The 23,986-nt window shown below is 66.2% G+C and carries 25 protein-coding genes and 1 pseudogene; 18 read left to right on the forward strand and 8 right to left on the reverse strand.

Going from position 1 to position 23,986, the window contains the following annotated elements; translation table 11 throughout:
* Positions 1 to 148 precede the first annotated feature (148 nt).
* Together ACUCV3_RS21855 and ACUCV3_RS21860 are read left to right on the forward strand one after the other, a co-directional pair.
* Positions 149 to 2,914: a DUF3857 domain-containing protein gene (locus ACUCV3_RS21855; RefSeq protein WP_279729195.1), complete on the forward strand. Its 2,766-nt coding sequence runs from the start codon at positions 149 to 151 to the stop codon at positions 2,912 to 2,914.
* 86 nt (positions 2,915 to 3,000) lie between these two features.
* Positions 3,001 to 3,183: a CsbD family protein gene (locus tag ACUCV3_RS21860; protein ID WP_004210977.1), complete on the forward strand. Its 183-nt coding sequence runs from the start codon at positions 3,001 to 3,003 to the stop codon at positions 3,181 to 3,183.
* 159 nt (positions 3,184 to 3,342) lie between these two features.
* Here ACUCV3_RS21860 and ACUCV3_RS21865 read toward each other — a convergent pair whose 3' ends face one another.
* Positions 3,343 to 4,710 (reverse strand): alanine/glycine:cation symporter family protein, encoded by a 1,368-nt coding sequence (locus tag ACUCV3_RS21865; RefSeq protein ID WP_037509730.1) that lies wholly within the window; start codon positions 4,708 to 4,710, stop codon positions 3,343 to 3,345.
* A 93-nt stretch (positions 4,711 to 4,803) separates the two neighbouring features.
* On the opposite strand from ACUCV3_RS21865, the gene glmM reads away from it, so the two are divergent.
* The 5 genes from glmM (at position 4,804) to ACUCV3_RS21890 (ending at position 8,436) form a co-directional block, all read left to right on the forward strand.
* Complete coding sequence (glmM, locus tag ACUCV3_RS21870; protein ID WP_122927864.1) at positions 4,804 to 6,144, forward strand: phosphoglucosamine mutase; 1,341 nt, start codon at positions 4,804 to 4,806, stop codon at positions 6,142 to 6,144.
* Positions 6,144 to 6,368 (forward strand): DUF1272 domain-containing protein, encoded by a 225-nt coding sequence (locus ACUCV3_RS21875; protein WP_037509726.1) that lies wholly within the window; start codon positions 6,144 to 6,146, stop codon positions 6,366 to 6,368. Before glmM ends, ACUCV3_RS21875 begins: the two co-directional genes overlap by 1 nt.
* Positions 6,365 to 7,126 carry a bifunctional hydroxymethylpyrimidine kinase/phosphomethylpyrimidine kinase gene (gene thiD, locus ACUCV3_RS21880; RefSeq protein ID WP_279729199.1) on the forward strand — a complete coding sequence of 254 codons (762 nt, stop codon included), beginning with the start codon at positions 6,365 to 6,367 and terminating at the stop codon, positions 7,124 to 7,126. The genes ACUCV3_RS21875 and thiD overlap by 4 nt, the downstream gene beginning before the upstream one ends.
* A complete protein-coding gene (rnhB, locus tag ACUCV3_RS21885; RefSeq protein WP_279729200.1) occupies positions 7,119 to 7,718 on the forward strand; it encodes a ribonuclease HII in 600 nt (199 codons plus the stop codon). The genes thiD and rnhB overlap by 8 nt, the downstream gene beginning before the upstream one ends.
* A gap of 79 nt (positions 7,719 to 7,797) precedes the next feature.
* A complete protein-coding gene (locus ACUCV3_RS21890) occupies positions 7,798 to 8,436 on the forward strand; it encodes a L,D-transpeptidase family protein (RefSeq protein ID WP_279729220.1) in 639 nt (212 codons plus the stop codon).
* Between the two features lie 4 nt (positions 8,437 to 8,440).
* Here the strand turns inward: ACUCV3_RS21890 and ACUCV3_RS21895 are convergent, their stop codons facing one another.
* Positions 8,441 to 9,862 carry an APC family permease gene (locus tag ACUCV3_RS21895; RefSeq protein ID WP_279729202.1) on the reverse strand — a complete coding sequence of 474 codons (1,422 nt, stop codon included), beginning with the start codon at positions 9,860 to 9,862 and terminating at the stop codon, positions 8,441 to 8,443.
* A gap of 208 nt (positions 9,863 to 10,070) precedes the next feature.
* On the opposite strand from ACUCV3_RS21895, the gene ACUCV3_RS21900 reads away from it, so the two are divergent.
* Positions 10,071 to 10,601: a hypothetical protein gene (locus tag ACUCV3_RS21900; RefSeq protein WP_482241141.1), complete on the forward strand. Its 531-nt coding sequence runs from the start codon at positions 10,071 to 10,073 to the stop codon at positions 10,599 to 10,601.
* Here the strand turns inward: ACUCV3_RS21900 and ACUCV3_RS21905 are convergent.
* From ACUCV3_RS21905 to ACUCV3_RS21920, 4 genes are all read right to left on the reverse strand, one after another.
* Complete coding sequence (locus ACUCV3_RS21905; protein ID WP_279729205.1) at positions 10,598 to 11,512, reverse strand: TIGR03619 family F420-dependent LLM class oxidoreductase; 915 nt, start codon at positions 11,510 to 11,512, stop codon at positions 10,598 to 10,600. The genes ACUCV3_RS21900 and ACUCV3_RS21905 overlap by 4 nt on opposite strands.
* Positions 11,509 to 12,375: an SDR family NAD(P)-dependent oxidoreductase gene (locus ACUCV3_RS21910; protein WP_482241142.1), complete on the reverse strand. Its 867-nt coding sequence runs from the start codon at positions 12,373 to 12,375 to the stop codon at positions 11,509 to 11,511. The genes ACUCV3_RS21905 and ACUCV3_RS21910 overlap by 4 nt, the downstream gene beginning before the upstream one ends.
* A gap of 90 nt (positions 12,376 to 12,465) precedes the next feature.
* Positions 12,466 to 13,254, reverse strand: coding sequence for a 3-hydroxybutyrate dehydrogenase (locus ACUCV3_RS21915; protein ID WP_279729207.1), 789 nt, complete (start codon positions 13,252 to 13,254; stop codon positions 12,466 to 12,468).
* On the reverse strand, positions 13,251 to 14,429 hold the full coding sequence (locus ACUCV3_RS21920) for a patatin-like phospholipase family protein (RefSeq protein WP_482241143.1): 1,179 nt from the start codon (positions 14,427 to 14,429) through the stop codon (positions 13,251 to 13,253). The genes ACUCV3_RS21915 and ACUCV3_RS21920 overlap by 4 nt, the downstream gene beginning before the upstream one ends.
* 152 nt (positions 14,430 to 14,581) lie before the next feature.
* Between ACUCV3_RS21920 and ypfJ the strand changes: the two genes are divergently transcribed.
* Complete coding sequence (gene ypfJ, locus ACUCV3_RS21925) at positions 14,582 to 15,475, forward strand: KPN_02809 family neutral zinc metallopeptidase (protein ID WP_017502757.1); 894 nt, start codon at positions 14,582 to 14,584, stop codon at positions 15,473 to 15,475.
* Between the two features lie 6 nt (positions 15,476 to 15,481).
* Here ypfJ and ACUCV3_RS21930 read toward each other — a convergent pair whose 3' ends face one another.
* Both ACUCV3_RS21930 and ACUCV3_RS21935 read right to left on the reverse strand, forming a co-directional pair.
* Positions 15,482 to 15,790 carry a hypothetical protein gene (locus ACUCV3_RS21930; RefSeq protein WP_482241144.1) on the reverse strand — a complete coding sequence of 103 codons (309 nt, stop codon included), beginning with the start codon at positions 15,788 to 15,790 and terminating at the stop codon, positions 15,482 to 15,484.
* Between the two features lie 84 nt (positions 15,791 to 15,874).
* Positions 15,875 to 16,066 carry a hypothetical protein gene (locus ACUCV3_RS21935; RefSeq protein ID WP_279729221.1) on the reverse strand — a complete coding sequence of 64 codons (192 nt, stop codon included), beginning with the start codon at positions 16,064 to 16,066 and terminating at the stop codon, positions 15,875 to 15,877.
* Positions 16,067 to 16,152: 86 nt separating this feature from the next.
* On the opposite strand from ACUCV3_RS21935, the gene ACUCV3_RS21940 reads away from it, so the two are divergent.
* The 9 genes and pseudogenes from ACUCV3_RS21940 to ACUCV3_RS21980 all read left to right on the forward strand — a co-directional run.
* Entirely contained in the window at positions 16,153 to 18,846 is a 2,694-nt protein-coding gene (locus ACUCV3_RS21940) for a bifunctional [glutamine synthetase] adenylyltransferase/[glutamine synthetase]-adenylyl-L-tyrosine phosphorylase (RefSeq protein ID WP_279729211.1), read from the forward strand.
* Entirely contained in the window at positions 18,839 to 19,300 is a 462-nt protein-coding gene (gene bcp, locus ACUCV3_RS21945; RefSeq protein ID WP_017502753.1) for a thioredoxin-dependent thiol peroxidase, read from the forward strand. Before ACUCV3_RS21940 ends, bcp begins: the two co-directional genes overlap by 8 nt.
* Positions 19,297 to 20,106 carry a ferritin-like domain-containing protein gene (locus ACUCV3_RS21950; RefSeq protein ID WP_279729212.1) on the forward strand — a complete coding sequence of 270 codons (810 nt, stop codon included), beginning with the start codon at positions 19,297 to 19,299 and terminating at the stop codon, positions 20,104 to 20,106. Before bcp ends, ACUCV3_RS21950 begins: the two co-directional genes overlap by 4 nt.
* Before the next feature lie 109 nt (positions 20,107 to 20,215).
* Positions 20,216 to 20,944 carry a M23 family metallopeptidase gene (locus ACUCV3_RS21955; protein WP_004211009.1) on the forward strand — a complete coding sequence of 243 codons (729 nt, stop codon included), beginning with the start codon at positions 20,216 to 20,218 and terminating at the stop codon, positions 20,942 to 20,944.
* Positions 20,945 to 21,026: 82 nt separating this feature from the next.
* The gene (gene erpA, locus ACUCV3_RS21960) at positions 21,027 to 21,353 is read left to right on the forward strand and encodes an iron-sulfur cluster insertion protein ErpA (protein ID WP_482241145.1); all 327 of its coding nucleotides are present in this window, start codon (positions 21,027 to 21,029) and stop codon (positions 21,351 to 21,353) included.
* 71 nt (positions 21,354 to 21,424) lie between these two features.
* A complete protein-coding gene (xth, locus tag ACUCV3_RS21965) occupies positions 21,425 to 22,201 on the forward strand; it encodes an exodeoxyribonuclease III (protein WP_037517965.1) in 777 nt (258 codons plus the stop codon).
* Between the two features lie 67 nt (positions 22,202 to 22,268).
* A complete protein-coding gene (locus ACUCV3_RS21970) occupies positions 22,269 to 22,796 on the forward strand; it encodes a DUF2239 family protein (RefSeq protein WP_037517966.1) in 528 nt (175 codons plus the stop codon).
* Positions 22,797 to 22,826: 30 nt separating this feature from the next.
* Positions 22,827 to 23,138 (forward strand): YdeI/OmpD-associated family protein, encoded by a 312-nt coding sequence (locus ACUCV3_RS21975; protein WP_279729216.1) that lies wholly within the window; start codon positions 22,827 to 22,829, stop codon positions 23,136 to 23,138.
* A 70-nt stretch (positions 23,139 to 23,208) separates the two neighbouring features.
* A pseudogene (locus ACUCV3_RS21980) lies at positions 23,209 to 23,986 on the forward strand (IS5 family transposase); the annotation flags it as partial.

Raw genomic sequence — 23,986 nt, forward strand, 5'->3', positions numbered from 1 at the left:
CGGTTTTCCGGCCCCTTTTTCTTTGCGCGTGATGCTTCCCCTTGAGCGCTTCGCCGCGATGCCATAGCCTTCGGTCAAACGGGGCTTAGTGCAAAAGGAAGTTCGGGGGGAAATGAGACATTTTGGGTGGTTGGCGGCTTCGGCGGCCATGACGGTTGTGGCGCCTGCCTTTGCCGGAGAGGTGCCGCTGTATCAGCCGGCCCCCGGCTGGATCGACAAGGCGGCGATGCCCAAGCTGGCGGCTGATGGCGATCCGCCCTCGATGATGATCCTCGACAGCCAGCAGCGGGTCGAGAAGGGCCAGTTGTGGAACTATGCCGACATCGCCACCCGCGCTGGTTCGGCCGAGGCGCTGACCCAATTGTCGTCGCTGACGCTGCCCTGGGCGCCGGACAAGGGCGACCTCATCATCCATGAACTGTCGATCCTGCGCGGCGATCAGGTGATCGATGCGCTGGCCAGCGGCAAGAAATTCACCGTGCTGCGCCGCGAGCAGGGGCTGGAGGCGCTGCAGATCAGCGGCATCCTGACCGCGACCATGGCGGTCGAGGGGGTGCAGGTGGGCGATGTGGTGCGGCTGCGCTATTCGACCACCAGCAAGGATGATGCGCTGGGCGGCCATGTCCAGAATGTCTCGGCCCTGCCGGCCGCGCCGCTGCGGCTGGGCTATGGCCGGGTCCGCCTGCTGTGGGACGATGCGGATGCGCCGCGCTGGAAGCTGCTGGCGAGCGGCGTCGATGCCAAGCCGGTCAAGAAGGGCGGCCTCACCGAGCTGAGCTTTGCGGTGCCGCTGGCCAAGCAGCCGGAAATGCCGGCCGACGCGCCGACCCGCTTCACCCATCCGCCGCTGTTCGAACTGTCGACCTTCGCCAGCTGGGCCGATGTATCGAAGACGATGGCGCCGCTCTATGCGACCGACGGGCTGATCGCCGATGGATCGCCGCTGGCGGGCGAACTGGCCAAGCTCAAGGTGCTGCCGGGATCGCCGAAGGACAAGGCGGCGGCTGCGCTGCAACTGGTGCAGGACCATGTCCGCTATCTGATGGTCGGCATGAATGGCGGCAATTATGTCCCGCAGAAGCCGGCCGAGACCTGGACGCTGCGCTATGGCGACTGCAAGGCGAAGACGCTGCTGCTGCTTTCGCTGTTGCGCGGACTGGGGATCGAGGCGGAGCCGGTGCTGGCCAGTTCGACCCTGGGCGATTCCGTGCCGGAACGGCTGCCCACGGCCGCGGCCTTCGACCATGTGCTGGTGCGTGCGGTGATCGATGGCCAATCCTACTGGCTCGACGGCACCGGGCTGGGATCGCGACTGGAGGATATCGGCGATACGCCGCGCTTCGGATCGGTGCTGCCAGTGCGGACCGCCGGGGCTGAACTGATGCCGATCCAGACCCATGCCAATGCCCGGCCGACGATCGACGTCAGTGTCGAGGCGGACGAGAGCGGGCATGAGAAGCTGCCGACCGTGTTCGATGCCAAGGCGGTGCTGCGCGGGCAGATCGCCACCATGATCAGCACTGGCCTTGGTCAGATGGATGCCAAGCGGCGGGACGAGATGGTGCAGGGCTTCTTCAGCGAGCAGGTCGGCACCGCCCAATATAGCCAGGTCGGCGTCACCACCGATGCGGCTTTGGCCACCGTCACCTTCACCGCCCATGGCGTCACCAGCTCGCCCTGGAAGCTCAGCGACCGGCGCTATCGCCGCGACGCCAGCAAGCTGATCGACGAGATCAGCTTCGCGCCGGACCGGGCACGCCCCGCCTGGCTGGCGATTCCGGTGGCGACGAGCGCGCCGATCGGCATCCGCTATCATCTGCGCCTGCGCCTGCCCCAGGGCGGCAAGGGCTATGCGATCGAAGGCGAGCAGGGGCTTAGCAAGACGGTGGCCGGCTATGACCTGCGCCGGACCGTGCAGCTGAAGGACGGCGTGCTGGATGTCGAGGAGCGGACCGACGCCACCGGCGTCGAGATCGCGGCCGACCGCCTGCCTGACGAGCGCGACGCGCTGGCCACGGTGCAGGCGATGTCGCCACATGTGATTGGCCCGGCCAAGCCGACCTATTTGTGGGATTACAGCCCGGCGACCATCGCCGCCTGGCCGCAGTCCAAGGCGGTCGAGGCGACCTTTGCCAAGGCGATCGCCGCCGATGCGGAGGATGCGACCGGCTATTCCAGTCGCAGCAATTTCCGCTGGGGCATTGGCGACTACAAGAATGCGCTGGTCGATCTCGACAAGGCGATCGGAATCAAGCCCGACGTCGACCTCTATCTGCAGCGTGCCTATCGCCGGTTCCAGACCGGCGACGTGACCGGCGCGCTGGCCGATGGCCGCATGGCGCGCCAGCTCGACCCGGCGTCGGGCGCGGCGGTCGGCACGGTCGCGACCTATCTGGCGGAAAGCGGCAAGCTGGACGATGCGATCGGCATGGTCGACGCCAAGATCGCGATCGGTGGCGAGGCGCGAGATAGCTATCGCAGCTTCAAGGCGACGCTGCTCGGCACCTATGGCGATCCGGCCAAGGCGATCGAGATCATCGATGCGCAACTGGCGGAAAAGCCAGGCATGACCGGCTTGTTCAACGAGCGTTGCTGGGTCAAGGGATCGCGCAATGTCGAACTGGACAGCGCGATGCAGGATTGCACCAAGGCGGTGGAGCTGAGTTCGGGCAGCATGGCCGCGCTCGACAGCCGGGCGATGCTGTGGTTCCGCATGGGCCGGTTCGACGATGCGCTGCGCGACCTGGACGTCGTCGTCGCGCAGGAACCGGGCAAGGAGCCAAGCCGCTACATGCGCGGCATCGTGCTGCACAGGCTGGGCCGAGCGAGCGAGGGGGACGCGGAAATCGCGGTCGCCCGCCGCATCGATCCGCGCATCGACGCCGTCTATGCCCGCTACGGGATCAAGCCCTGATTTTGTCGTGACGCCCGCGTTTCGATGGAAACCTTTCCCCAGTCCGATGGTTGACAGGGGGAAAGCCACTTCCAAGGAGAAACCATATGGGTGAACTGACCGACAAGGTGAAGGCTGCGGGCAACAAGGCCGCCGGTGCCACGAAGGAAGCGATCGGCAAGGCCACGGATAATGAACGCCTGGAAGCCGAAGGCAAGCTGCAGAAGGCGAAGGGTACGGCCCAGGATGTGGCTGGCTCGGTCAAGGGTGCGCTCGGCGACAAGATCTGACGCCCCACCGTCTGCACGATCGAAGAGGCTCCGCCGACAGGCGGGGCCTTTTTCGTTTCTGTCCTATCTGGTTAAGCTCATGCTATAAGAACGGGGCCGCTTTCCGATAGGATCGCGGCCCCGCAATATTATGTCAGAATGTGCGGGAAATGTGCGAAGTTAAGCCTGTTCCGCCAGATAGGCCTTCACGTCGCGGCGCAGTTCGCCGGCGCACAGATAGAGGGCGATGACATTGGGGATCGCCATCAGGAAGAAGCTGCTGTCGACGATGCCGACCACCCGGCCAAGGTCGATCGCGGCGGCCGGGGGCAGGGCGACGACATAGAGGATCTTGTAGACCCATTGGGCGCGGGGGCCATTGCCGAACAGATAGCCCCAGGCCTGAAGACCATAGAAGCCCCAGGCGACCAGTGTCGAATAGGCGAAGAGGAAGACGACGACGGCGAGCAGCCAGGGGAACCAGGGCGACACCTTGGCAAAGGCGGCCGACGTGATGGCGATGCCCTCCAGCCCGTTATTCCAGGTGCCTGCTACCACCAGCGCCAGCCCACCCAGCGCGCAGACGATCATCGTGCCGAGCAGCGGCTCCAGCAGCGCGACAAGCCCTTCGGACACCGGATGGCGGGCACGGGCCAGGCTGTGCGCCATGACGGCGGAGCCGACGCCCGCCTCGCTGGCGAAGACCGCGCGGCGCATGCCCGCGACAAAGGCGCCGATCGCCCCGCCGGTGGCCGCATCGCTGGAAAAGGCGCCGTGCCAGATCAGCGCCAGCGCGCCGGGAATGGCGTCGGCATGCAGGATCAGGATCGCCGCGACGCCGCCCAGATAGACGGTGACCTTGAGCGGGGTCAGGCGCTTCGACACTTCGCCCAGCCAGGCCGCGCCGCCCATCGTCACCAGCGCGACGGCGGCCGCGATGAACACGCCATAGGCCCAGCCATTGGTCATGCCGGTGACCACCTTCACCTGGGCGAAACTCTGGTTCACCTGCACCATCGGGATCGCGCCGAACAGGGCGAAGAAGGCATAGGCGCCGCCCAGAACCAGGCCGATCTTCGGCCAGCCGCGCGCTGCGCCGACGGCTTTGAGTACATACATCGGCCCGCCATGGACATGGCCGCGCTCGTCGAAGACGCGATATTTGAGGCCCAGCGTGACCTCCGCCATCTTCACCGTCATCGCGAACCAGCCGATGATGAACATCCACAATATCGCGCCCGGCCCGCCCATGGTCAGCGCCACCGCGACGCCGGCGATATTGCCGAGGCCAATGGTGCCGGACAGGGCGGTGGAGAGCGCGCCCCACTGGCTGACATCGCCCTTCGCCTCGCCCTCATGCGGCTGGCTGCGCAGGATGCGGATCGCCCGGCCGACCTGGGTGACATTGGGGAAGCCCAGCCAGATGGTGAAGAACAGCATGGGGAGCGCCAGATAGAGCACGATCAGCTCGATCTGCGCGCCGAACAGGGGAACCTTGAAGAAGACGGCACTGGACAGCGCATCGACGGCGGCATTGAAATTTTCCATGCGGCCGCGATGCCGGGACAGCGGTGGAAAGTCGATCAAAGATTGCTATGGGGGAGGTGAGTTTTACCCATAGCCGCCCTGGGGCAGGATCGCATGAGCAGACAATATTTCGGCACTGACGGTATTCGTGGTCGCACCAACCAGTGGCCGATGACGCCGCAATTGGCGATGAAGGTCGGCATGGCGGCCGGCACCCATTTCCAGCGCGGCAGCCATCGCCATCGGGTGGTGATCGGCAAGGATACCCGCCTGTCGGGCTATATGGTCGAAAATGCGCTGGTCGCGGGCTTCACCGCGGTCGGCATGGACGTGGTCCAGTTCGGGCCGATCCCGACGCCGGCCGTCGCCATGCTGGCCCATTCGATGCGCGCCGACCTGGGCGTCATGATCTCGGCCAGCCACAATCCCTATTATGACAATGGCATCAAGCTGTTCGGCCCGGATGGCTACAAGCTGTCGGACGAGGATGAGCTGAAGATCGAGGCGCTGCTGAACCAGGACGTGCCGCTGGCCGCGTCCAAGGATATCGGCCGCGCCCGCCGGGTCGAGGATGCGCGTGGCCGCTATATCCATGCGGTCAAGTCCAGCTTCCCCGCCGACCTGCGGCTCGACGGACTCAAGATCGTGGTCGATTGCGCCAATGGCGCCGCCTATCAGGTCGCGCCGTCGGCCTTCTGGGAATTGGGCGCAGAAGTGGTCGCCGTGGGCGTCACGCCCAACGGCACCAATATCAATGACGGCTGCGGATCGACCGCGCCGCTGCTGTGCCAGGAAACGGTCGTCTCCTCCGGCGCTGACATCGGCATTGCGCTGGACGGCGATGCCGACCGGCTGATCGTGGTCGATGAAAAGGGCCAGATTGTCGACGGCGACCAGATCATGGCGCTGATCGCATCCAATTTCGCCCGCGCCGGCACGCTGCGCGGCGGTGGGCTGGTGGCGACGATCATGTCGAACCTTGGCCTCGAACGTTTCCTGACCGGGCAGGGCATCGGCCTGGAGCGGACGAAGGTGGGCGATCGCTATGTGCTGGAGCGGATGCGCGAAGGCGGCTTCAATGTCGGCGGCGAACAGTCCGGCCACATGATCCTGTCGGACTATGCGACGACCGGCGACGGCACGGTGGCGGCGCTGCAGGTGCTGGCCGCTTTGGTCCGCTCGGGCAAGCCGGCGAGCGAGACGCTGCACCAGTTCGATCCGGTGCCCCAATTGCTCAAGAATGTCCGCTTCGCCGGCGGCAAGCCGCTGGAGGATGAAGCGGTGCAGCGGGTGATCGCCCAAGCCGAGGCGGAACTGAACGGGTCGGGCCGGCTGGTCATCCGCCCGTCGGGCACCGAACCGGTGATCCGCGTCATGGCCGAAGGCGACCGCGAGGATCAGGTCAAGGACGTGGTCGAGCGGATCTGCGCCGCGGTCGAGAAGGCGGCGGCCTGATGCTTGAGATGCGCCCTGATTGCGAACGCTGCGGCACCGACCTGCCGGCCGATGAGCCCGGCGCGTTCATCTGCTCGTTCGAATGCACTTATTGCGCGCCCTGCGCGGAAGCGCTGGACGATCGCTGCCCCAATTGCGGCGGCGAACTGATGGATCGGCCGACCCGGATGGGCAAGGCGCTGGCGGACAACCCCGCCTCCACGGAGCGCAAGTTCAAGGGATGAGCGTGCCCCGCATTCTCATCATTGCCGGGTCGGACAGCGGCGGCGGCGCCGGTATTCAGGCGGATATCAAGACGGTCACGTTGCTGGGCGGCCATGCCATGACCGCGATCACCGCGATCACCGCGCAGAACACGCTGGGTGTCCAGGGCGTCCACCCGGTGCCGACCGAGATGGTGCTGGCGCAGATGGAAAGCTGCATCGCCGACATCGGCGTCGACGCGGTCAAGATCGGCATGATCGGTTCGGCGCAGACGGCGGCAGCGGTGGCCGAGCGGCTGGCGCTGCTGGAGCATGTGCCGATCGTCTTCGACCCCGTCATGGTCGCGACCAGCGGATCGCTGCTGGCCGACGATGTGACGATCGCGGCGTTCGAGCGGCTGATGGCCATCGCCACGCTGGTGACGCCCAATATCCCCGAACTGGCGGCGCTGGGCGGCGAGGAAATCGCGATCCGTTTCGCCACCCATGTGCTGGCCAAGGGCGGCCATGGCGAGGGGCCGATGCTGACCGACCGGCTGATCGGGCCTCAGGGCGTGCGCAAGGCGTGGAGCAATGCGCGGATCGACACGCGGCACAGCCATGGCACCGGCTGCACCCTGGCGAGCGCGATCGCGACTGGCCTGGGGCAGGGGCTGGACCTGATCGAGGCGGTCGAGCGTGGCCGCAAATATGTGCGCGAGGCATTGGCTCTGGCGCCGGGGCTTGGCGCGGGCCATGGCCCGATGGGCAATCCCTTCGGCTTCCACGCCTATGCCTGATTTTGCGCATGAACTGATCCATCATCCCGGTCTGGTCGCCGGGGTGGATGAGGCCGGGCGCGGGCCGCTGGCGGGGCCGGTGGTCGCGGCGGCCGTCATCCTGCGACAGGAGGATTGCCCCGAGGGCCTCAATGATTCCAAGAAACTGACCGCCAAAAGGCGGGCTGCGCTGGAGGGGGAGGTCAAGGCTCGTGCGCTGTGCTGGGGCCTTGGTATCGCCAGCGTAGCCGAGATCGACGAACTCAACATATTATGGGCGACGATGCTGGCCATGACCCGCGCTGTCGAGGCGCTGTCGCAGGAGTGCGCCCATGTGTTGGTGGATGGCAATCGCTGCCCCAACTGGCGCTGGGCCTCGACCGCGGTGGTGGAGGGCGACGCCAAATGCCTGTCGATCGCCGCTGCGTCGATCCTGGCCAAGGAAGAGCGCGACCGGATCATGATCGCGGCGGCGGCCGACCATCCGCATTATGGCTGGGAGAGCAACAAGGGCTATGGCAGCGCCAAGCATATGGCGGCGCTGCGTGAGCATGGTCCGACGCCGCTGCACCGGCGCAGTTTTTCGCCGGTGGCGCAACTGCTGCTGATCTGACGATGCTGTCCCGTCGCGGGGCGGGATGGGGATGATTTGAGGGCTGGCGCGGGTGTGGCGCATGCTTAAGAAGGGATTCATGTCCTTCGCCCGTTTCGGCCTTTCCAGCCTGTTCCTGCTTGTCGGCGCGCTGTCGCTGCCGGTGCAGGCGGCCGCGCCGGTCAAGCGCGCGCGGCCGGCGGCCAAGGCTGGTGCGCTGGCGCCGGGTGGCTATCGCTGGCTGGAGGAAGGGCCGCTCGACGGGCCGATCCATCTGGTCATCAGCATCGATCGGCAGATGGCCCATGTCTATAGCGGTAACCGGCTGGTCGGCATGGCGAGCGTGTCGACCGGCATGGCCGGGCACAGCACGCCGACCGGCGACTATCCGATCCTGCAGAAGAATCAGTGGCACCGCTCCAACCTCTACAGCAATGCGCCCATGCCCTTCATGCAGCGGCTGACCTGGGATGGCATTGCGCTGCATGCCGGGCATAATCCGGGCTATCCGGCCAGCCATGGATGCATCCGCCTGCCTTATGCCTTTGCCCAGAAGCTGTTCGGCATGACCAGCCTGGGCGGGCTGGTGACGGTGACCAGGGATCGGCTGCATCCCTCGCTGCCGATCGAGCAGATGGCGGCGGCGGATTTCATGGCCAAGGTCGCTGCGCCGGCCCCGGTAAAGCCGGTGCTGGATATCGACCCGATCATCTTCATGCCGAGGGTATCGCGGAGGTAAACGGTCAGCGCTGGGCCAGTGCCGAACGCCGCATCGAATAGCTGAAATAGAGCAGGGCGGCCGCACCAACCCAGGCTGCGAACAGCGCATAGGTGTCGGCCGGCAGGCCGAAGATCAGATAGGCGCAGAAGAGCGTGCTGGCGATCGGCAGGACCGGATAGAAGGGCACCTTGTAGCCGCGCGGCAGGTCCGGCCGGGTGCGGCGCAGGATGATGACGCCGATCGACACGGTGGCAAAGGCGATCAGCGTGCCCATGCTGGTGAGGTTGACCAGCACGTCCAATGGCACGAAGGCGGCGAGCAGGGCGACGCCGATCGCGACGATCCATGTATTCTGGCGCGGCACATGGCGCACCGGATCGACCCGGCAGAAAAAGGCGGGCAGCAGCCCGTCGCGGCCCATGGCATAGAGGATGCGGGTCTGGCCGTAGATCACCACCAAAGTGACGCTGAAGATCGAGGCGATGGCGCCCAGCGACAGGATCACCGCCGGCCAGCCCGCGCCGGTGAGATTGTGGAGGATGACGGCCAGGCCCGCTTCCTGCCCGGCAAATTCGGTCCAGGGCTGGGCGCCGATCGCCGCGACCGCGACCAATATATAGGCGGCGGTGACGATCAGCAGCGACAGGATGATCGCGAGCGGCAGGTCGCGGCGCGGATTGCGCACTTCCTCGCCGGCGGTCGAGACTGCGTCGATGCCGATATAGGAAAAGAAGATGGAGGAGGCCGCAGCGCCGATGCCGACCATGCCCCTGGGCGCGAAGGGATGGAAGTTGGTAGGCTGGAAATGGGCGAGCGCAACGGCGACGAATAGCGCCAGCACGGCCAGCTTGGCGATCACCAATATGGCGTTGGCGGTGGTCGATTCCCGCGTGCCGCGCAGCAGCAGGATGAGGCACAGGCCCACCAGCAGCACGGCGGGCAGGTTGACGATGCCGCCTGCACCGGGCGGCCGGGCGATGATGTCGGGCAGGCGCCAGCCGGTGCTGATTGACAGAAGCTCGTTGAGATACTGCCCCCATCCCACGGCGATGGCGGAGGCGGAGACGCCATATTCCAGCAGCAGGCAACTGCCGATCAGGAAGGCGGCGAGTTCGCCCATGGTCGCATAGGCATAGGAATAGGAGGAGCCTGACGCCGGCACGGCCGAGGCCATTTCGGCATAGCAGAGCGCGGTCAGCGCGGCGGTGATGCCGGCTATGACGAAGGACAGGGTTACGGCCGGCCCCGCTTCGGGCACGGCGGTCGTCAGCGCCACGAAGATGCCGGTGCCGATGGTCGCACCGACGCCCAGCGTGGTCAGCTGGAACAGGCCGATATTGCGGGCGAGCGGTTTCGCGTCGGGATCGTCGCCGATGAAGTCGAGCACCGGCTTGCAGCGCAGCAGCGCGATCAGGAGCGGATGGCGGGGCGATCGGTTCGTCATGCTCCGCCGCTGTCATGCCATGCGCGGGAAGGCAAATGAATATCGTGTGAGATTGGAGCGGCGGACCGGTGAGGGAGCGCGATTGTCGGCAGGCTGCTGCTCGGCTAGGCTTAGGGGTGTTGGTCGCCGACCTGTTCGGCTTGGGATGGATGATCGAGCCTTGATGGATCAGAAGCGATTGCCTGGCACGCGGAAATGGGCGCGATCCATGCTGATGGTTGCAGCGGCGATGCTGCTGCCGACGATGGCATCGGCGGCGGATGTGCCCAGCGGCGGCACCATATCGGTGTCCATGCAGGAAGATGCGAGCGGGCAGGCGGGCGCTGCCGACGCCTTTGTCGATGCGGCCACCCTGGCCCTGTCGGACAAGGGCTTCACCCTGCTGGACGATGGCCATGCCGCGCTGGTCATGGAACTGGTCATTCGCGCGTCCGAGGTCGGGACCGGGACCGGCAAGGTCGAGAAGAGCAATTCCGACCTGATGCCCGGCGGCGTGTCCGGCGCGGTGGGATCGAGCTTCTCGCTGGCGGTGCCATCCGGCAAGACGCGCCATGTGGCGCTGGAACGCACCGAACTGGAGATGCGCCTGCATCGGCGCGGCGACGCGGCGGTGATCTGGAGCGGCAGCGCCGTGACAGTGCGCCCGGCCGACAAGCGGGCTAGTGCTGCCACGGCGCTGTGCAACGCGCTGCTGCGCGCCTATCCCGAGCAGCCCGAAACGGTGATCGGCGTCCCCTAGATTTTCGCGATCACCTCTTCGCCGATGCGGGCGGCATTGTCGCACCATTGCGAACGGGTGCGGCCCTTGACCGTGACGCCGCAGGCGGTGACGCCCAATTCCGCATAGATGCCGATGCGGTCGACGATCTGCTGGTTGGAGAGATCCTCGCCCGGCTTGTTGACGCCGCCCAGGATCACATCGGGCAGGTCGGTGCGGCCGACCTGTGCCGCATAGTCGCGCATATAGGCGATGCCGGCCTGAAGATCGGCCTCATTCTCCATCGCGGCGGTGCGGGTGGTGGCGCTGTTGACGCCGCCGCCGGCGGTGAAGAAGGGGTTCCAGCCATCGGCGAGATCGACCACGCGGCGGATCGCGCGCTTGGCATTGCCGCCGACATAGAGGGGCAGGCCGGGCTTTTGCGGCGATCCGGGGATGATGCGGTTGCCGAACGCCTGATAGCCGCTACCCTCGAAGACAAACTCTTCGCCGTTGGTGGCGGCGCGGATGGCGCGCAGATATTCGTCCATCAACTCGTTGCGCTGGTCGAAGTCCACGCCGAGCGCGCGATATTCGCCCTTGAGATAGCCCGCGCCCACGCTGAGCGTCACCCGGCCGCCGGCGAAGGCGTCGAGCGTGGTGATGTCGCGCGCGACGATGAAGGGGTTGCGATAGGGCAGGACGAGGATGCCGGTCTGCAGCCGCAGGGTCGTGGTATGGGCGGCGAGCAGGGCCAGCATGACGAAGGGCGACTGGGCATGATGGCCACCGGCGTCGAGCCAGCGGCCGGTCGGCACCGGATGGTCGGTGACGAGGCCGGCGTGGAAGCCGGCCCGCTCGATCGTGCGGCCGATTTCGGCGACCGCGGCCATCGTGCCGAACTCGTCGGGCAGGTCGGCATGGTCGAAGGGCAGGGGGACGTTGATCTTCATGCGTCGGACACTCCATGCGGTTCGACCAGCACCCATTGGCGGGCGAGATTGCGGACCCAGCCGGACGAGGCCCAGCTGCCGCCGTCGACCGGCAATATGGTGCCGGTGATGTAGCTGCTCATCGGCGAAGCGAGGAACAGGGCGGCCTGGCCACATTCGCGGTCGATGCCGGGACGGCGTAGCGGGATGCGGCGGGCGGTGGCATCGGCCATGGCGGGTGGCACGGGGAACCATGTCGCTTCGTCCACAGGGCCGGGGGGATTGCCGCGCGTGCCCGGCGTCGTCGTAAAATCGGGCGCGATCGCGTTCACGCGGATGCCATGATCGGCCAGCTCCAGCGCCATGGTCCGGGTGAAATTGTTCATCCCCGCCTTGCAGGCGGCATAGACGGCATAGCCGGGCGCGGCGCGCGATCCTTCGATGCTGGAGACGTTGATGATGGCGCCGCCGCGTCCGCCCGCGATAATGTGCGGCACGCCGGCCGAGGTGGCGGCGAGCATCGAGACGAGGTTGAGGTCGATATGGCGGCGCCAGCTGTTCTGGCTCTGGTCGAGGAAGCTCTTGCGCCCGACGCCGCCGACATTGTTGACGAGGATGTCGATGCGGCCGAAGCGGGCCTGGGCCGCGTCCACCATTGCCGCGACCTGATCGGGCTGGGCCATGTCGGTCGGGATGGCGAGGCAGGCGCGGCCATGCTCCGCAACGCGCGCCGCCACTTCCGCGCCGCGTTCGGGGATGATGTCGGCAATGACGATGTCGGCGCCGGCTTCTGCCAGGGCGAGCGCGATGGCGCGGCCGATGCCGGCACCGCCGCCGGTGACGATGGCGACCTGATCGGTGATGCGGCACTGGTCTGGCGCCATGGATCCTCTTCCCCTTTTGACCGTCAGTTCGCGGCCAAGGGGGAAAGGGAGTCAATTGCGTGCCCGGTCATATCGACCGGGCGATGGCGCTTATTGGGCGGTCCAGCCGCCGTCGATCGAGAGATTGGCGCCGGTTACCTGGGCGGCGGCGTCGCTGCAGAGATAGAGGGCAGTGGCGGCGACCTGTTCGGCGGTGACGAACTGCTTGGTCGGCTGGCCGGCGAGCAGCACGTCGTTCATCACCTGCTCGCGGGTCATGTTCCGCGCCTTCATCGTGTCGGGAATCTGGTTTTCGACCAGCGGAGTCCAGACATAGCCGGGCGAGATGCAGTTGGCGGTGATGCCGAAGGTGGCGACTTCCAGCGCAACCGTCTTGGTGAAGCCGTTGAGGCCATGCTTGGCCGTCACATAGGCGCTCTTGAAGGGGGAGGCGACCAGCGAGTGGGCCGAGGCGGTCTGGATGATCCGGCCCCACTTCTTGTCCTTCATGTAAGGAATGGCAAGGCGCGTGGTGTGGAAGGCGGCGTTGAGGTTCAGCGCGATGATGAGATCCCATTTGTCGAGCGGAAACTCCTCGACCGGGGCGACATGCTGCATGCCGGCATTGTTGATGAGGATGTCGATGCCGCCGAAGGCATCGGCCGCTTCCTTCATCATCGCCTCGATCTGATCGACCTTGGTCAGGTCATGGCCGCTGTAGAGCGCCTTGGCGCCCGAGAGGGCTTCAAGGCCGAGCCGTTCCTTCTCGATTCCATCCGCATCGCCAAAGCCATTGATCACGACATTGGCGCCTTCGCCGGCCAGCGCCTTGGCATAGGCAAGCCCGATGCCCGAGGTGGAACCGGTGATCAGGGCGGTCTTGCCAGCGAGGGTGGTCATGCCTTTTTCTCCTTGAGATGATCGGGTTCGTCGAGATCGAAGGTGGCGCTTTTGCCGTCGAGGATGTTGCGGGCGATGAGGTCGCCCTTGTGCATCACGTCCTCCACCGCCTCGCGACCCTGGGCCCAATGGTCGAGCATGGTCGAGCGGGAGAATTCGAAATCCTTGGCGCCGCTTTCCCAGGCGCGGGTGCGGTAGATGAGGTGGACGATGTTGACCGAGCCACCGTCCAGCATTTCGCGCAGCTTCTGCGCCTCGGCTCCGTCCTGCAACTCGGGCGGCAGCTTGTCGAGCAGCGCCTTGATCGCGCCATGTTCGCGGCGCAGCTGGAGATACTGGTCCGTCACCTGGCGAGTGCGGCTGCTATATTGAATGTCCTTCATGCGCGAATAGACGTCGGTCATCTGGCGCGGCATCGGCCCTTCGGCCGGGAAGAGATCGACCTGGAACACCAGCATGTCGTCGGTCTGGTGATTGAGCACATGGGCGAGCGGGGTGTTGGAGACGATGCCGCCATCCCAATACCAGCGCCCATCGATCTCGACTGGCGGCAGGCCCGGCGGCAGCGCGCCCGAGGCCATGATATGGCGCGCGTCGATGCGGGTGTTGCCACCCGGTCCGCGCGTGTCCCAATAAGCGAAATTGCCGCTTTCGACGTCGACCGCGCCGACCGACAGGCGGACCGGGCCGTCATTGAGCAGATCCCAGTCGACGCAGGCGTCGAGCGTGTCCTTCAAGGGCGCGCTGTCATAGAAGCTGATCGCGCCGGCCGATCCTTCCGGCATCAGCGGCGCGGGCCACAGGCGCGGGCGGAACATGCCGGGCACGCCCAGGGTCGCGACCGTGCCGGCGGCCATCAGATGGGCGGCCTCGCGGATATGGTCGATTTCCGGCAGGATCATGTTGGGCATGCCGCCCGAGACGGTCAGCCAGAATTTCTTGAGCTGGCTCAGACGGCGGTGGGGCGGGTTGCCGGCGATGATCGCGGCATTGACCGCGCCGATCGAAATGCCCGCGACCCAGCTGACATCGACCCCCAGTTCATCGAGCCGTTGATAGACGCCAGCCTGGAAGGAGCCGAGCGCGCCGCCCCCCTGCAACAGCAATGCGACTTCGCGGGGGAGGGGGAGGGGCGTGGTGGCGCGGCGGCGCGGTCGGGATTCGGTGTCGGCCATGTCGCACTGCAATATAGGTTTTGGTCCGGCCATTCCAACTTAATGTCTCGTAACAAAGTCCTTCCCGTCGATGGAACGTGCATCGCCAGCCGATGGTTTGCAGCCAGCCGGTTATGCAGTAGGCACGGGAACAGGATGCGAGGGAGGCCAGGGTGCGGCTCGACGACGAACAGGAAAGCAGCAATTTCGAGGTGCAGGACGGACGCGGCGGCGGTTTCGGCGGCGGCGGCGGGATGGGCGGCCTGGGATTGCTGCTGCCGCTGATCGGCAGTCGCTTTGGCTGTGGCGGCATCGTCGTGGTGCTGATCATCCTGGCGGTGATGGGCGTCAATCCGCTGAGCCTGCTGGGCGGCGGTGGCGGCGTGCAGCAGCAGGCGCCGCAGAGCGCGCCGGCGGGCAGCCAGGATGCAAGCAAGCTGACAGAGATCCAGCATTGGTCGCTGAAGGTGCTGGGATCGACCGAGCGGGTCTGGGGCCAGATCTTCAAGGAAGCGGGCCAGACCTATCAGCCGACCATCCTGTCCTTCTATGCGCAGAGCGGCACGTCGGGCTGTGGCGCGGCGCAGAGCGCGATGGGGCCATTTTATTGCCCGAACGACCAGAAGGTCTATCTCGACACCGACTTCTTCACCGAATTGCGCGACCGCTTCGGCGCGCCGGGCGATTTTGCCCAGGCCTATGTGATCGCGCATGAGGTGGGCCATCATGTCCAGGATCTGGAAGGCACGCTGGGCCAGGTGAACCAGCAGCAGCGCCGCGTCAGCGAGGCGCAGGGCAATGCGTTGCAGGTGAAGGTGGAACTGCAGGCCGATTGTTATGCCGGCGTCTGGGCCAAGCGCACGGGCCTGATGGAAGCGGGCGACCTGGAAGAGGGGATGAAGGCGGCGCAGTCGATCGGCGACGATACGCTGCAGAAGTCGGCCGGGCGCCGGCCCGTGCCCGAAAGCTTCACCCATGGCACCAGCGAGCAGCGCATGAGCTGGCTGCGCAAGGGGCTGGACAGTGGCGATCCGGCCCAGTGCGATACGTTCAAGGGGGCGCTGTAACGCCGGTCAGAAGGAATCGGGCGCCGGCTCGCTCTGTTCGGGCGAGACGGCGGGGTGAGCGGAAGCCGTGTGGACGAGGCCCATGCTGGGCTGGCCGGCGTCGGCCACGGGTTCTCCGGCGGGCGGCGCGACGTCGCTCTGAGATGCGATAGGAGCGGGCGGTGGTGGCGCCACGGCCGCTGGCGCTACGTCCATTGCAGCAGGAGTAGCTGCCGGCTGGGCGACCGGCTGTTGATGCGGCGCGAGATTCTGCAGCGCCAGGACGATCATCGGTGCGACCACCAGCGTGCCGCCGGCAAAGACCTTGTACATCATCGATTGACCCGCATTCCCGCCTGAAAATGGAAAGAGACTCGGGCCTTAGCGGCAAGACATGAAAAAATGTCTGCGCTTTATTGGTTAATGCTGATCAAGCTTTGCCAGCAGGGCCAGCATGTCGTCCGGCAGAGTGTCGCGCTGCGCGGAGAAGCTGGACCGCAGCGCCTTGCCCACGCCCTCATAGGGCAGAGGCAGGGCGACGTTGACGACGCGGGCGCCGCCGCTGTCCTGTCCCGGTGCCGATCGGCCAAGAGGTTTGCGCTGCATTTCCATGAGAGACAGAACGGCCATGTAAGCCAAAAGTTTCTGGATTTCGTCGCATTCGGACGCGATATCGCCGTCAACAAGGAGACGGAAGCGTGACGGACTGGATCGACCTGGAAGCGCGGATACGCGCGCATTCGCCTTTTCTGGCGCGGCAGATGGACCGCTATCCGGCCGTCGTCGCGCTGCTGGCGGCCGGCGATTTCGACGCGGCGATGGCGGCGGCGCAGGCGCAGGGCATGCCGGAGGATGGCGTGGCCAAATCGCTGCGGCGGCGGCGCGGGGCGATCGCGCTGGTGACGGCGGCGGCGGACCTGGCCGGGGCCTGGGACATGGACCGGGTGACGCGCACCCTGTCCGACTTTGCCGACCAGGCGCTGGCGGAGGCGCTGGCCGCGACCTTTGCCGAACGTTACCCCGATGCCGTGCCGCAGGGCTTCATCGTGCTGGCGCTGGGCAAGCATGGCAGCCGCGAACTCAACTACTCGTCCGATATCGACCCGATCCTGCTTTATGACCCCACCACCCTGCCGCATGGCGAGCGGGAGGATGTGGCCGACGCGGCGGTGCGGATCGGCCGGCGGGTCAGCGAGATACTGAACGCGCGCGATGGCGACGGCTATGTCTTCCGTGTCGACCTGCGGCTGCGGCCATCCCCGGAAGCCACGCCGATCGCGTTGCCGGTGGAGGCGGCGATCGGCTATTATGAGTCGACCGCGATGGGCTGGGAACAGGCGGCCTTCATCCGCGCCCGGCCGGCGGCGGGCGACATGGCGCTGGGCGACTATTTCCTGCGCCAGATCCGCCCCTTCGTGTGGCGGCGAAGCCTGGACTTCGGCGCGATCGATGCGATCACCGACATCAGCCGGCGCATCCGCGACCATTATGCGCAGGGGCAGGCGTTCGGGCCGGGCTATGACCTGAAGCGCGGGCGCGGCGGCATTCGCGAGGTGGAGTTTTTCGCCCAGGTCCATCAGCTGATCCATGGCGGGCGTGACCCGTCATTGCGGTCGGGCCATACGCGCACGGCGCTGCGGGCGCTGGCGGCGGCGGGGGTGATCGAGGCGGAGGTGGCCGCGCGGCTGGACGAGGCCTATACCCTGTTCCGCACGATCGAGCATCGCTTGCAGATGGTCGAGGATCGCCAGACCCATGAATTGCCCAAGAACCCGGACTCGCTGGACAATGTCGCACGCTTGCATGGCCTGGCGGACGGGGCGGCGCTGCTCGACCTGCTGCGGCCCCATGTCGAGTGGGTCGGCGCCAATTATGACCGGCTGACCGCCGCGCCCGACGATGGCAGCCTGTCGCATGACGAGGACAGGTTGAAGGCGCAGCTCAGGGAGATGGGCTTTGCCGATGCCGACTGGGCGGCGGCGCGGGTCGCCCATTGGCGTGACGGCACGATCCGATCGCTGCGCAGCGGCGCGTCGCGCGAGGCGCTGGAGCGGCTGTTGCCGGTGCTGATGCCGGCGCTCGCCACCGCGCCCGATCCGGGCCGGGCGCTCAACCGGCTGGACGACATGATCGGCCGGCTGCCGAGCGCGATCAACTTCTTCAAGCTGCTGGGCGCGCGGCCGGGGCTGGTGGAACTGCTGGCGCAGATATTGAGCCATGCGCCCGCGCTGGCCGATGTGCTGAGCCGCCGGGTCGAACTGCTCGAAGGGTTGATCGATGCGTCGGCCTTCGACCCGGTGCCGCCGGTCGATGTCCTGGCACAGCAATTTTCCGCGCTGGAGGCGGGCGAGGATTATCAGGCGCTGCTCGACCGGGTGCGGCAGCGGGTGAATGATCGCCGCTTTGCGCTGGGCGTGCAGATCGTGCGCGGCGGCAATCCGCTGGAGGCCGGGCGCGGCTATGGCCGGGTGGCGGAGGCCGCGATCGAGGCGCTGGCGGGCGCCACCGTCACCGAATTCGAGAGCGCCCATGGCAAGGTGCCGGGCGGCGAGATGGTGATCCTGGCGCTGGGGCGGATGGGCGGCGGGGTGCTGACCCATGCATCGGACCTGGACCTGGTCTATCTCTTCACCGGCGATTTCCTGGCAGAATCGGACGGGGCACGGCCACTGGGCGCGACCCAATATTTCAACCGCCTTGGCCAGCGGATCACCAATGCGCTGTCGGTGTCGACGGCGGCGGGGCCGCTTTATGAGGTGGATACGCGGCTGCGGCCGTCGGGTGCGCAGGGGCTGCTGGCGGTCAGCCTCGACAGTTTCGCCAAATATCAGCGCGAGGAAGCCTGGACCTGGGAGCATCTGGCGCTGACGCGGGCGCGGTCGGTGTTCGGATCGGCGCAGGCGCGTAGCGCGCTGGAGGCGATCCTGACCGAGACGCTGCAACGGCCGCGCGATTTCGACGAACTGGCGCGGCAGGCGGTGAAGATGCGCGGCGACATTGCCCGGCACAAGCCGCCGGCAAGCGAGCTGGACGTGAAGCTGGTGCCTGGCGGGCTGGTCGACATCGAGTTCCTGATCCACATCAGCCAGTTCCATTATCGCCTGGGGTTCGACCCGGATCTGGGCGAGGCGCTGGCCGAGCTGGTGGCGGCCGGCCATCTGCCCGCCGACCTGATCCCGGCGCAGGAGTTGATCACCCGCTTCCTGATCGTGTCGCGGCTGGTGTCGCCCAAGTCGACCGAGCCGCCGGAGGCAACCCGGCCGCTGGTGGCGAGGGCCTGTGGCGCGGGTGATTGGGATGCGCTGCTTGAAAGCTATGCCAAGGCCCGGCAAAGCGTCGGCGACGCATGGCGCGCGCTGGCCGCGCCCTATCAGGAGGATCAAGATGCTTGAACAGGGAGCGATGCTGCCCGACGTGGCGCTGAAGGATGCGGATGGCGCGGATTTCAGCTTGGCGCGCTATCGCGGCAAGCCGGTGGTGGTCTATTTCTATCCCAAGGCGGATACGCCCGGCTGCACCAGCGAGGCGAAGGATTTCACCGAACTGGCGAGCGACTTCGCGGCGCTGGGCGTCGCGGTGGTCGGCGTGTCGAAGGACAAGCCGGCCAAGCTGCAGAAGTTCGGCGACAAATATGGGCTGGCGGTGACGCTGGCATCGGATGAGCCCGGCACGGCCTGCGAGGCGTTCGGCACCTGGGTCGAAAAGTCGCTTTATGGCCGCCAATATATGGGGATCGCGCGGGCGACCTTTCTGGCGGACGGCGACGGCAAGATCGTGCGGGTCTGGCCCAAGGTGAAGGTCAAGGGCCATGCCGCCGAGGTGCTGGAGGCGGCGAAGGCGCTTTGATCCTGCTACCTGCCATTGATTCCGTGGGCGCGGGGTGCGCCCATGTGCTGACCATTGCCGACCCGACCGCCAAGCTGATGGCGGCGCGGGCGGTGGCGCGGGCCTGGCGACTGGGGCGGCTGGCGCATCGGTTCGACATAGCGATGCCCGACCGGCCGGCCCGGCCCGATGCACCCGAACTGCTGCCGCCGGGGCAGATGCCCAAGCGCAGCAAGATGGGCACGGATCGCGGGCGGATCGCGATGCTGCACGCGCTGGCGCATATCGAGTTTGTCGCGATCGACCTGGCGTTCGACCTGATCGGGCGCTTTGGCGGCGAATTTCCGACAGGCTTCACCGACGAATGGATGCGGGTCGGCGCGGACGAGGCGATGCATTTCGCGCTGCTCGACCGGCGGCTGCGGCAATTGGGCAGCCATTATGGGGCGCTGCCCGCGCATGACGGGCTGTGGCAGGCGGCGAGCGAGACGGCGGGCGATGCGCTGGCGCGGCTGGCGGTCGTGCCAATGGTGCTGGAAGCCCGTGCGCTGGATATCACGCCGTCCACGATCGCGCGGTTCGAGGGGGTGGGCGACCATATATCCGCAAGGATGTTGCAGCGGATCATGACGGATGAGATTCGCCATGTGTCGGCGGGGACTACATGGTTCAACCAGGCGACGAACCGATTGGGGCTAGACCCCGTCAAACATTACCAAATCCTTGTGAAACGCCATTTTCGGGGAAGCGTTAAGCCACCGTTCAACGACTCGGCGCGTCGGCAGGCCGGTTTGACGCGGGATTTCTACGACGCGCTTGCAAGCTGAGCGGCGATTTGCAGTCTGCATCCAGCGGGGGCGATCTAGGTCGCCATTTTATTGAACATGGGGAACCCACGAGAGGCAAAAGCCTTCGCGGGCATAAGTCGGGGTCGGCATGTTGATTCTTCGTACTGTGAATGCGCTGGGTGCGCGTTGGTTCCAATCGGCCAGCAAGACGGCCAAGATTTTCGGGATGGTCGGCATGGTAGGCGTGATGTGCGCCGCTGCTCCGGCCAACGCCAAGGATGAAGATGATCCATATGGCGACGCCTCGGAAATCAACACCAGCGCGCTCGGCCCGGCCGATGTCGGCTTCTCCAACATCTTTTCTAGCCTGCAGCGCATGGACGGCAACGCCAAGACCGCGGCCTATATCCCCTCGGGCCGCCCGGTCGAGAAGCTGTCGCTGACCTCGAACTTCGGCGTGCGTTCCGACCCGTTCAACCGCAGCGCCCGCATGCACAAGGGGATCGATATCCCCGGCCCGATCGGCACCCCGATCCACGCGACCGCCGATGGCATCATCAGCCGCGCCGGCTGGGCCAGCGGTTATGGTAACCTGGTCCAGATATCGCACGGCAATGGCATGGAAACCCGCTACGGCCATATGTCCAAGCTGCTGGTTGCGCCCAACAGCTACGTCCATCGCGGTCAGGTGATCGGCCTGATGGGGTCGACCGGCCGTTCGACCGGCAGCCACCTCCATTATGAAGTCCGCGTCGATGGCGCGGCGATCAACCCGATCCCGTTCGTCGCCGGTCCCGACTATCTGATCGCGATGAACACCAAGCCGCCGGTCGCCATGGGCGGCCCGACCAAGGCGGACGAAAAGGCCGTCGACTGATCGACCGCTTTTGATCCCGACTTTTCCAAAGCCCCGGCGCCCATGGGTTGCCGGGGCTTTTGCTTGATCCTATCTAGGCGCCATGGCCGATATTGACCTCACCCCCTCCGCTGCCGCGCGCGTCGCGGCGATCGCCGCCAAGCAGGGCAAGCCCGCCATATTGCGGCTGGCCGTGGAAGGCGGCGGCTGTTCGGGCTTCCAATATCGCTTTGGCCTAGCCGAGCATGTGGAGGCCGAGGATCTGGCGGTGGAGCGCGATGGCGTGACGCTGGTGGTGGACGATGTCAGCCTGGATCTGGTGCGCGGCTCCGCGGTCGATTTCGTGTCGGACCTGGGCGGCGCGGCGTTCAAGGTGACCAATCCCAACGCGACCGCCGGTTGCGGCTGCGGCACCAGCTTCTCGGTCTGATCGGCGCATTGGCTTGTAGACGCAGCCCACTTCTCTAAAGGGAAGTGGACAGCGAAAGAGACAGGTCCATTATGCGTATCGCCACCTTCAACATCAACGGCATCAAGGCGCGGCTGCCGCGCCTGCTGGAATGGCTGGACGAGACCCGGCCCGACATCGCCTGCCTGCAGGAAATCAAGACATCCGACGAGACCTTCCCGGTCAAGGATATCGAGGATGCCGGCTATGGCGTGATCTGGCACGGGCAGAAGGGCTTCAATGGCGTGGCCATCCTGGCGCGCGGCGACCAGCCGGTGGAGGTGCGCCGGGGCCTGGAGGGCGAGCCCGAGGACGAGCAGAGCCGTTATCTGGAAGCCGATGTGAAGGGGGTGCGGGTCGCCAGCATCTACCTGCCCAACGGCAATCCCCAGCCGGGGCCGAAATTCGATTACAAGCTGCGCTGGATGAAGCGGCTGCGGGAACGGGCGGCGGAAATCTGGGCGGAGGAAGTGCCCGCCATCCTGGCCGGCGACTATAATGTCATCCCGCGCGACGTGGATATCTATTCGCCCAAGGCGATGGCGGACGATGCGCTGATGCAGCCCGAAAGCCGGGAGGCCTATCGCCGGCTGCTGGGCGACGGCTGGACCGATTCGATCCTGACCCGCCATCCGGGCGGGGGCGTGTGGACCTATTGGGACTATCAGGCCGGTGCCTGGCCGCGCGACGCGGGCTTCCGCATCGACCATCTGCTGCTGAGCCCGGCGGCGGCCGACCGGCTGGTTGATGCCCAGGTCGACAAGGCGTTTCGTGGCCGGGAAAAGGCGAGCGACCATGCGCCGACTTGGGTCGAACTGCGCGATATCTGAATTTAATCCGGATATTATTGACTCTATTATATCCGGGTAATAAATCCCGTGTCGAAGGAGATTCGGCATGGACCGCACATTGACGGCCTTTTCGGGCGACTATTGGATCGCGACCGGCGACGAGGATGAAGTGCGCGCGGCGCTGCGCGCCATGGGGGATGACGCGCAGAATATCCTGCTGTTCGACGATCGCACCGGACGGCAGGTGGATATCGACCTGCAGGCCGATGCGGCGCCGCGTGCCGGGCCACGGGGGCGTGGGCGACCCAAGATGGGGGTGCAGGCGCGCGAGATCACCCTGCTGCCGCGCCATTGGGACTGGCTGGCGGCGCAGCCGCGCGGCGCCTCCGCCACGTTGCGGCAACTGGTGGAGGATGCGGTGAAGGCGAGCGCGGACAAGCCGTCGCCTCGCGCGGCGATGGACGCGGCCTATCATTTCCTGACCGCGATGGCGGGCGACCGGGCCGGCTATGAAGCGGCGATCCGCGCGCTTTATGCCAAGGACAAGGCGGCGTTCGAGGCGGCGGCGGAAGGCTGGCCCGGCGCGATCCGGGCGCATGGTCTGGCGCTGGCGGAGCCGGCCTTTTCCGCCTAGCCTGCGCATCGCAATGATCGGAGAGGCTGGATGGCGGACGATTTCCTCCAGGGCATAGTGCATGAGGCGGCCGATGACATGCAGGCGGCGATCCGGGCCGACGCCGGCATCTTCGCGCTGTGGCAGGGGCTGACGCCGCTTGGCCGCAACGAGTTCATCTGCTGGGTCGAGGATGCCAAGCAGGCCGCAACCCGCGCGCGGCGCATTGCGCGGACGATCGAGGAAATGCAGGAGGGCAAGAAGCGGCCCTGCTGTTGGGCCGGCTGCATCCATCGCACCGACAAGGCGCCAAGCCGCTGGCAGCAGGCGGTGCTGATCGAGAGGAAGGGGAAGCGGCGCTAGGTTGCGTTGACAAAAGGGATTCCCAACCCGGTGAAGTTCTGATTCAAGCCTTCCTTTTGGAAGGGCAGGCATGGATCGCGGCGACCTGAGCGACGCAGAATGGGATTTGATCGGGCGGCTGCTCCCACCCGAGCGTGGCAGGCATGCTCGCCCGGCCGGAGATAACCGGCGCTATCTCAATGGAATGCTGCACGTCCTGCGAGTTGGCTGCCCTTGGCGCGACATGCATGAGCGCTATGGGAAATGGAACTCGGTCTACGTCCGGTTCCGGCGCTGGGCCGAGCAAGGCGTCTGGGATGCCATGCTGCAAACTCTGGTCGATCTCGGCCTGACCGACGACTGGCAGCACATGATCGACAGCACCACGGTTCGCGGTCATGTCTCGGCCGTGGGCGGAAAAGGGGGCTTGTGCGCAGGCTTTTGGTCGATCACGCGGCGGCTTTACGTGCAAGGTCCACGCCCGCTGCGACAATCAAGGCCTCCCTCTCGGCTTCCACCTGACGGGCGGGGAGGCTTCCGATTACGGCGGTGTCGATAGCCTCATGGCCATGCCGGTGCCAAAGCCTGCGGCCTTGCTCGCCGACAAGGGCTACGACGGCGACCGTTTCCGCGAGAACCTGCTCCTGCACAACATCCTGCCCGTCATACCGCCGCGTTCGAACCGCAAGGCACCAGAGCATCCCGACTATCGCCGCTATCGCGATCGCAACCGCGTCGAGCGCATGTTCGGCTTCCTCAAACACCAACGCCGCATCGCAACCCGCTTCGAGAAAACCGCGCTTTCCTACCTCAGCTTCCTTAACCTCGCCGCAGCAAGGCTATGGTTGAAGCATTTTGTCAACGAGACC

It is taken from the genome of Sphingobium sp. VMM (assembly GCF_056790315.1).

What these genes read in the sequence shown, in the direction of transcription:
- ACUCV3_RS21855 (WP_279729195.1), top strand. Translation starts at nt 149, where the DNA reads ATGACGGTTGTGGCGCCTGCCTTTGCCGGAGAGGTGCCGCTGTATCAG.
- ACUCV3_RS21860 (WP_004210977.1), top strand. Translation starts at nt 3,001, where the DNA reads ATGGGTGAACTGACCGACAAGGTGAAGGCTGCGGGCAACAAGGCCGCC.
- ACUCV3_RS21865 (WP_037509730.1), bottom strand. Translation starts at nt 4,710, where the DNA reads ATGGAAAATTTCAATGCCGCCGTCGATGCGCTGTCCAGTGCCGTCTTC.
- glmM (WP_122927864.1), top strand. Translation starts at nt 4,804, where the DNA reads ATGAGCAGACAATATTTCGGCACTGACGGTATTCGTGGTCGCACCAAC.
- ACUCV3_RS21875 (WP_037509726.1), top strand. Translation starts at nt 6,144, where the DNA reads ATGCTTGAGATGCGCCCTGATTGCGAACGCTGCGGCACCGACCTGCCG.
- thiD (WP_279729199.1), top strand. Translation starts at nt 6,365, where the DNA reads ATGAGCGTGCCCCGCATTCTCATCATTGCCGGGTCGGACAGCGGCGGC.
- rnhB (WP_279729200.1), top strand. Translation starts at nt 7,119, where the DNA reads ATGCCTGATTTTGCGCATGAACTGATCCATCATCCCGGTCTGGTCGCC.
- ACUCV3_RS21890 (WP_279729220.1), top strand. Translation starts at nt 7,798, where the DNA reads ATGTCCTTCGCCCGTTTCGGCCTTTCCAGCCTGTTCCTGCTTGTCGGC.
- ACUCV3_RS21895 (WP_279729202.1), bottom strand. Translation starts at nt 9,862, where the DNA reads ATGACGAACCGATCGCCCCGCCATCCGCTCCTGATCGCGCTGCTGCGC.
- ACUCV3_RS21900 (WP_482241141.1), top strand. Translation starts at nt 10,071, where the DNA reads ATGCTGATGGTTGCAGCGGCGATGCTGCTGCCGACGATGGCATCGGCG.
- ACUCV3_RS21905 (WP_279729205.1), bottom strand. Translation starts at nt 11,512, where the DNA reads ATGAAGATCAACGTCCCCCTGCCCTTCGACCATGCCGACCTGCCCGAC.
- ACUCV3_RS21910 (WP_482241142.1), bottom strand. Translation starts at nt 12,375, where the DNA reads ATGGCGCCAGACCAGTGCCGCATCACCGATCAGGTCGCCATCGTCACC.
- ACUCV3_RS21915 (WP_279729207.1), bottom strand. Translation starts at nt 13,254, where the DNA reads ATGACCACCCTCGCTGGCAAGACCGCCCTGATCACCGGTTCCACCTCG.
- ACUCV3_RS21920 (WP_482241143.1), bottom strand. Translation starts at nt 14,429, where the DNA reads ATGGCCGACACCGAATCCCGACCGCGCCGCCGCGCCACCACGCCCCTC.
- ACUCV3_RS21930 (WP_482241144.1), bottom strand. Translation starts at nt 15,790, where the DNA reads ATGATGTACAAGGTCTTTGCCGGCGGCACGCTGGTGGTCGCACCGATG.
- ACUCV3_RS21935 (WP_279729221.1), bottom strand. Translation starts at nt 16,066, where the DNA reads ATGGAAATGCAGCGCAAACCTCTTGGCCGATCGGCACCGGGACAGGAC.
- bcp (WP_017502753.1), top strand. Translation starts at nt 18,839, where the DNA reads ATGCTTGAACAGGGAGCGATGCTGCCCGACGTGGCGCTGAAGGATGCG.
- ACUCV3_RS21955 (WP_004211009.1), top strand. Translation starts at nt 20,216, where the DNA reads ATGTTGATTCTTCGTACTGTGAATGCGCTGGGTGCGCGTTGGTTCCAA.
- erpA (WP_482241145.1), top strand. Translation starts at nt 21,027, where the DNA reads ATGGCCGATATTGACCTCACCCCCTCCGCTGCCGCGCGCGTCGCGGCG.
- xth (WP_037517965.1), top strand. Translation starts at nt 21,425, where the DNA reads ATGCGTATCGCCACCTTCAACATCAACGGCATCAAGGCGCGGCTGCCG.
- ACUCV3_RS21970 (WP_037517966.1), top strand. Translation starts at nt 22,269, where the DNA reads ATGGACCGCACATTGACGGCCTTTTCGGGCGACTATTGGATCGCGACC.
- ACUCV3_RS21975 (WP_279729216.1), top strand. Translation starts at nt 22,827, where the DNA reads ATGGCGGACGATTTCCTCCAGGGCATAGTGCATGAGGCGGCCGATGAC.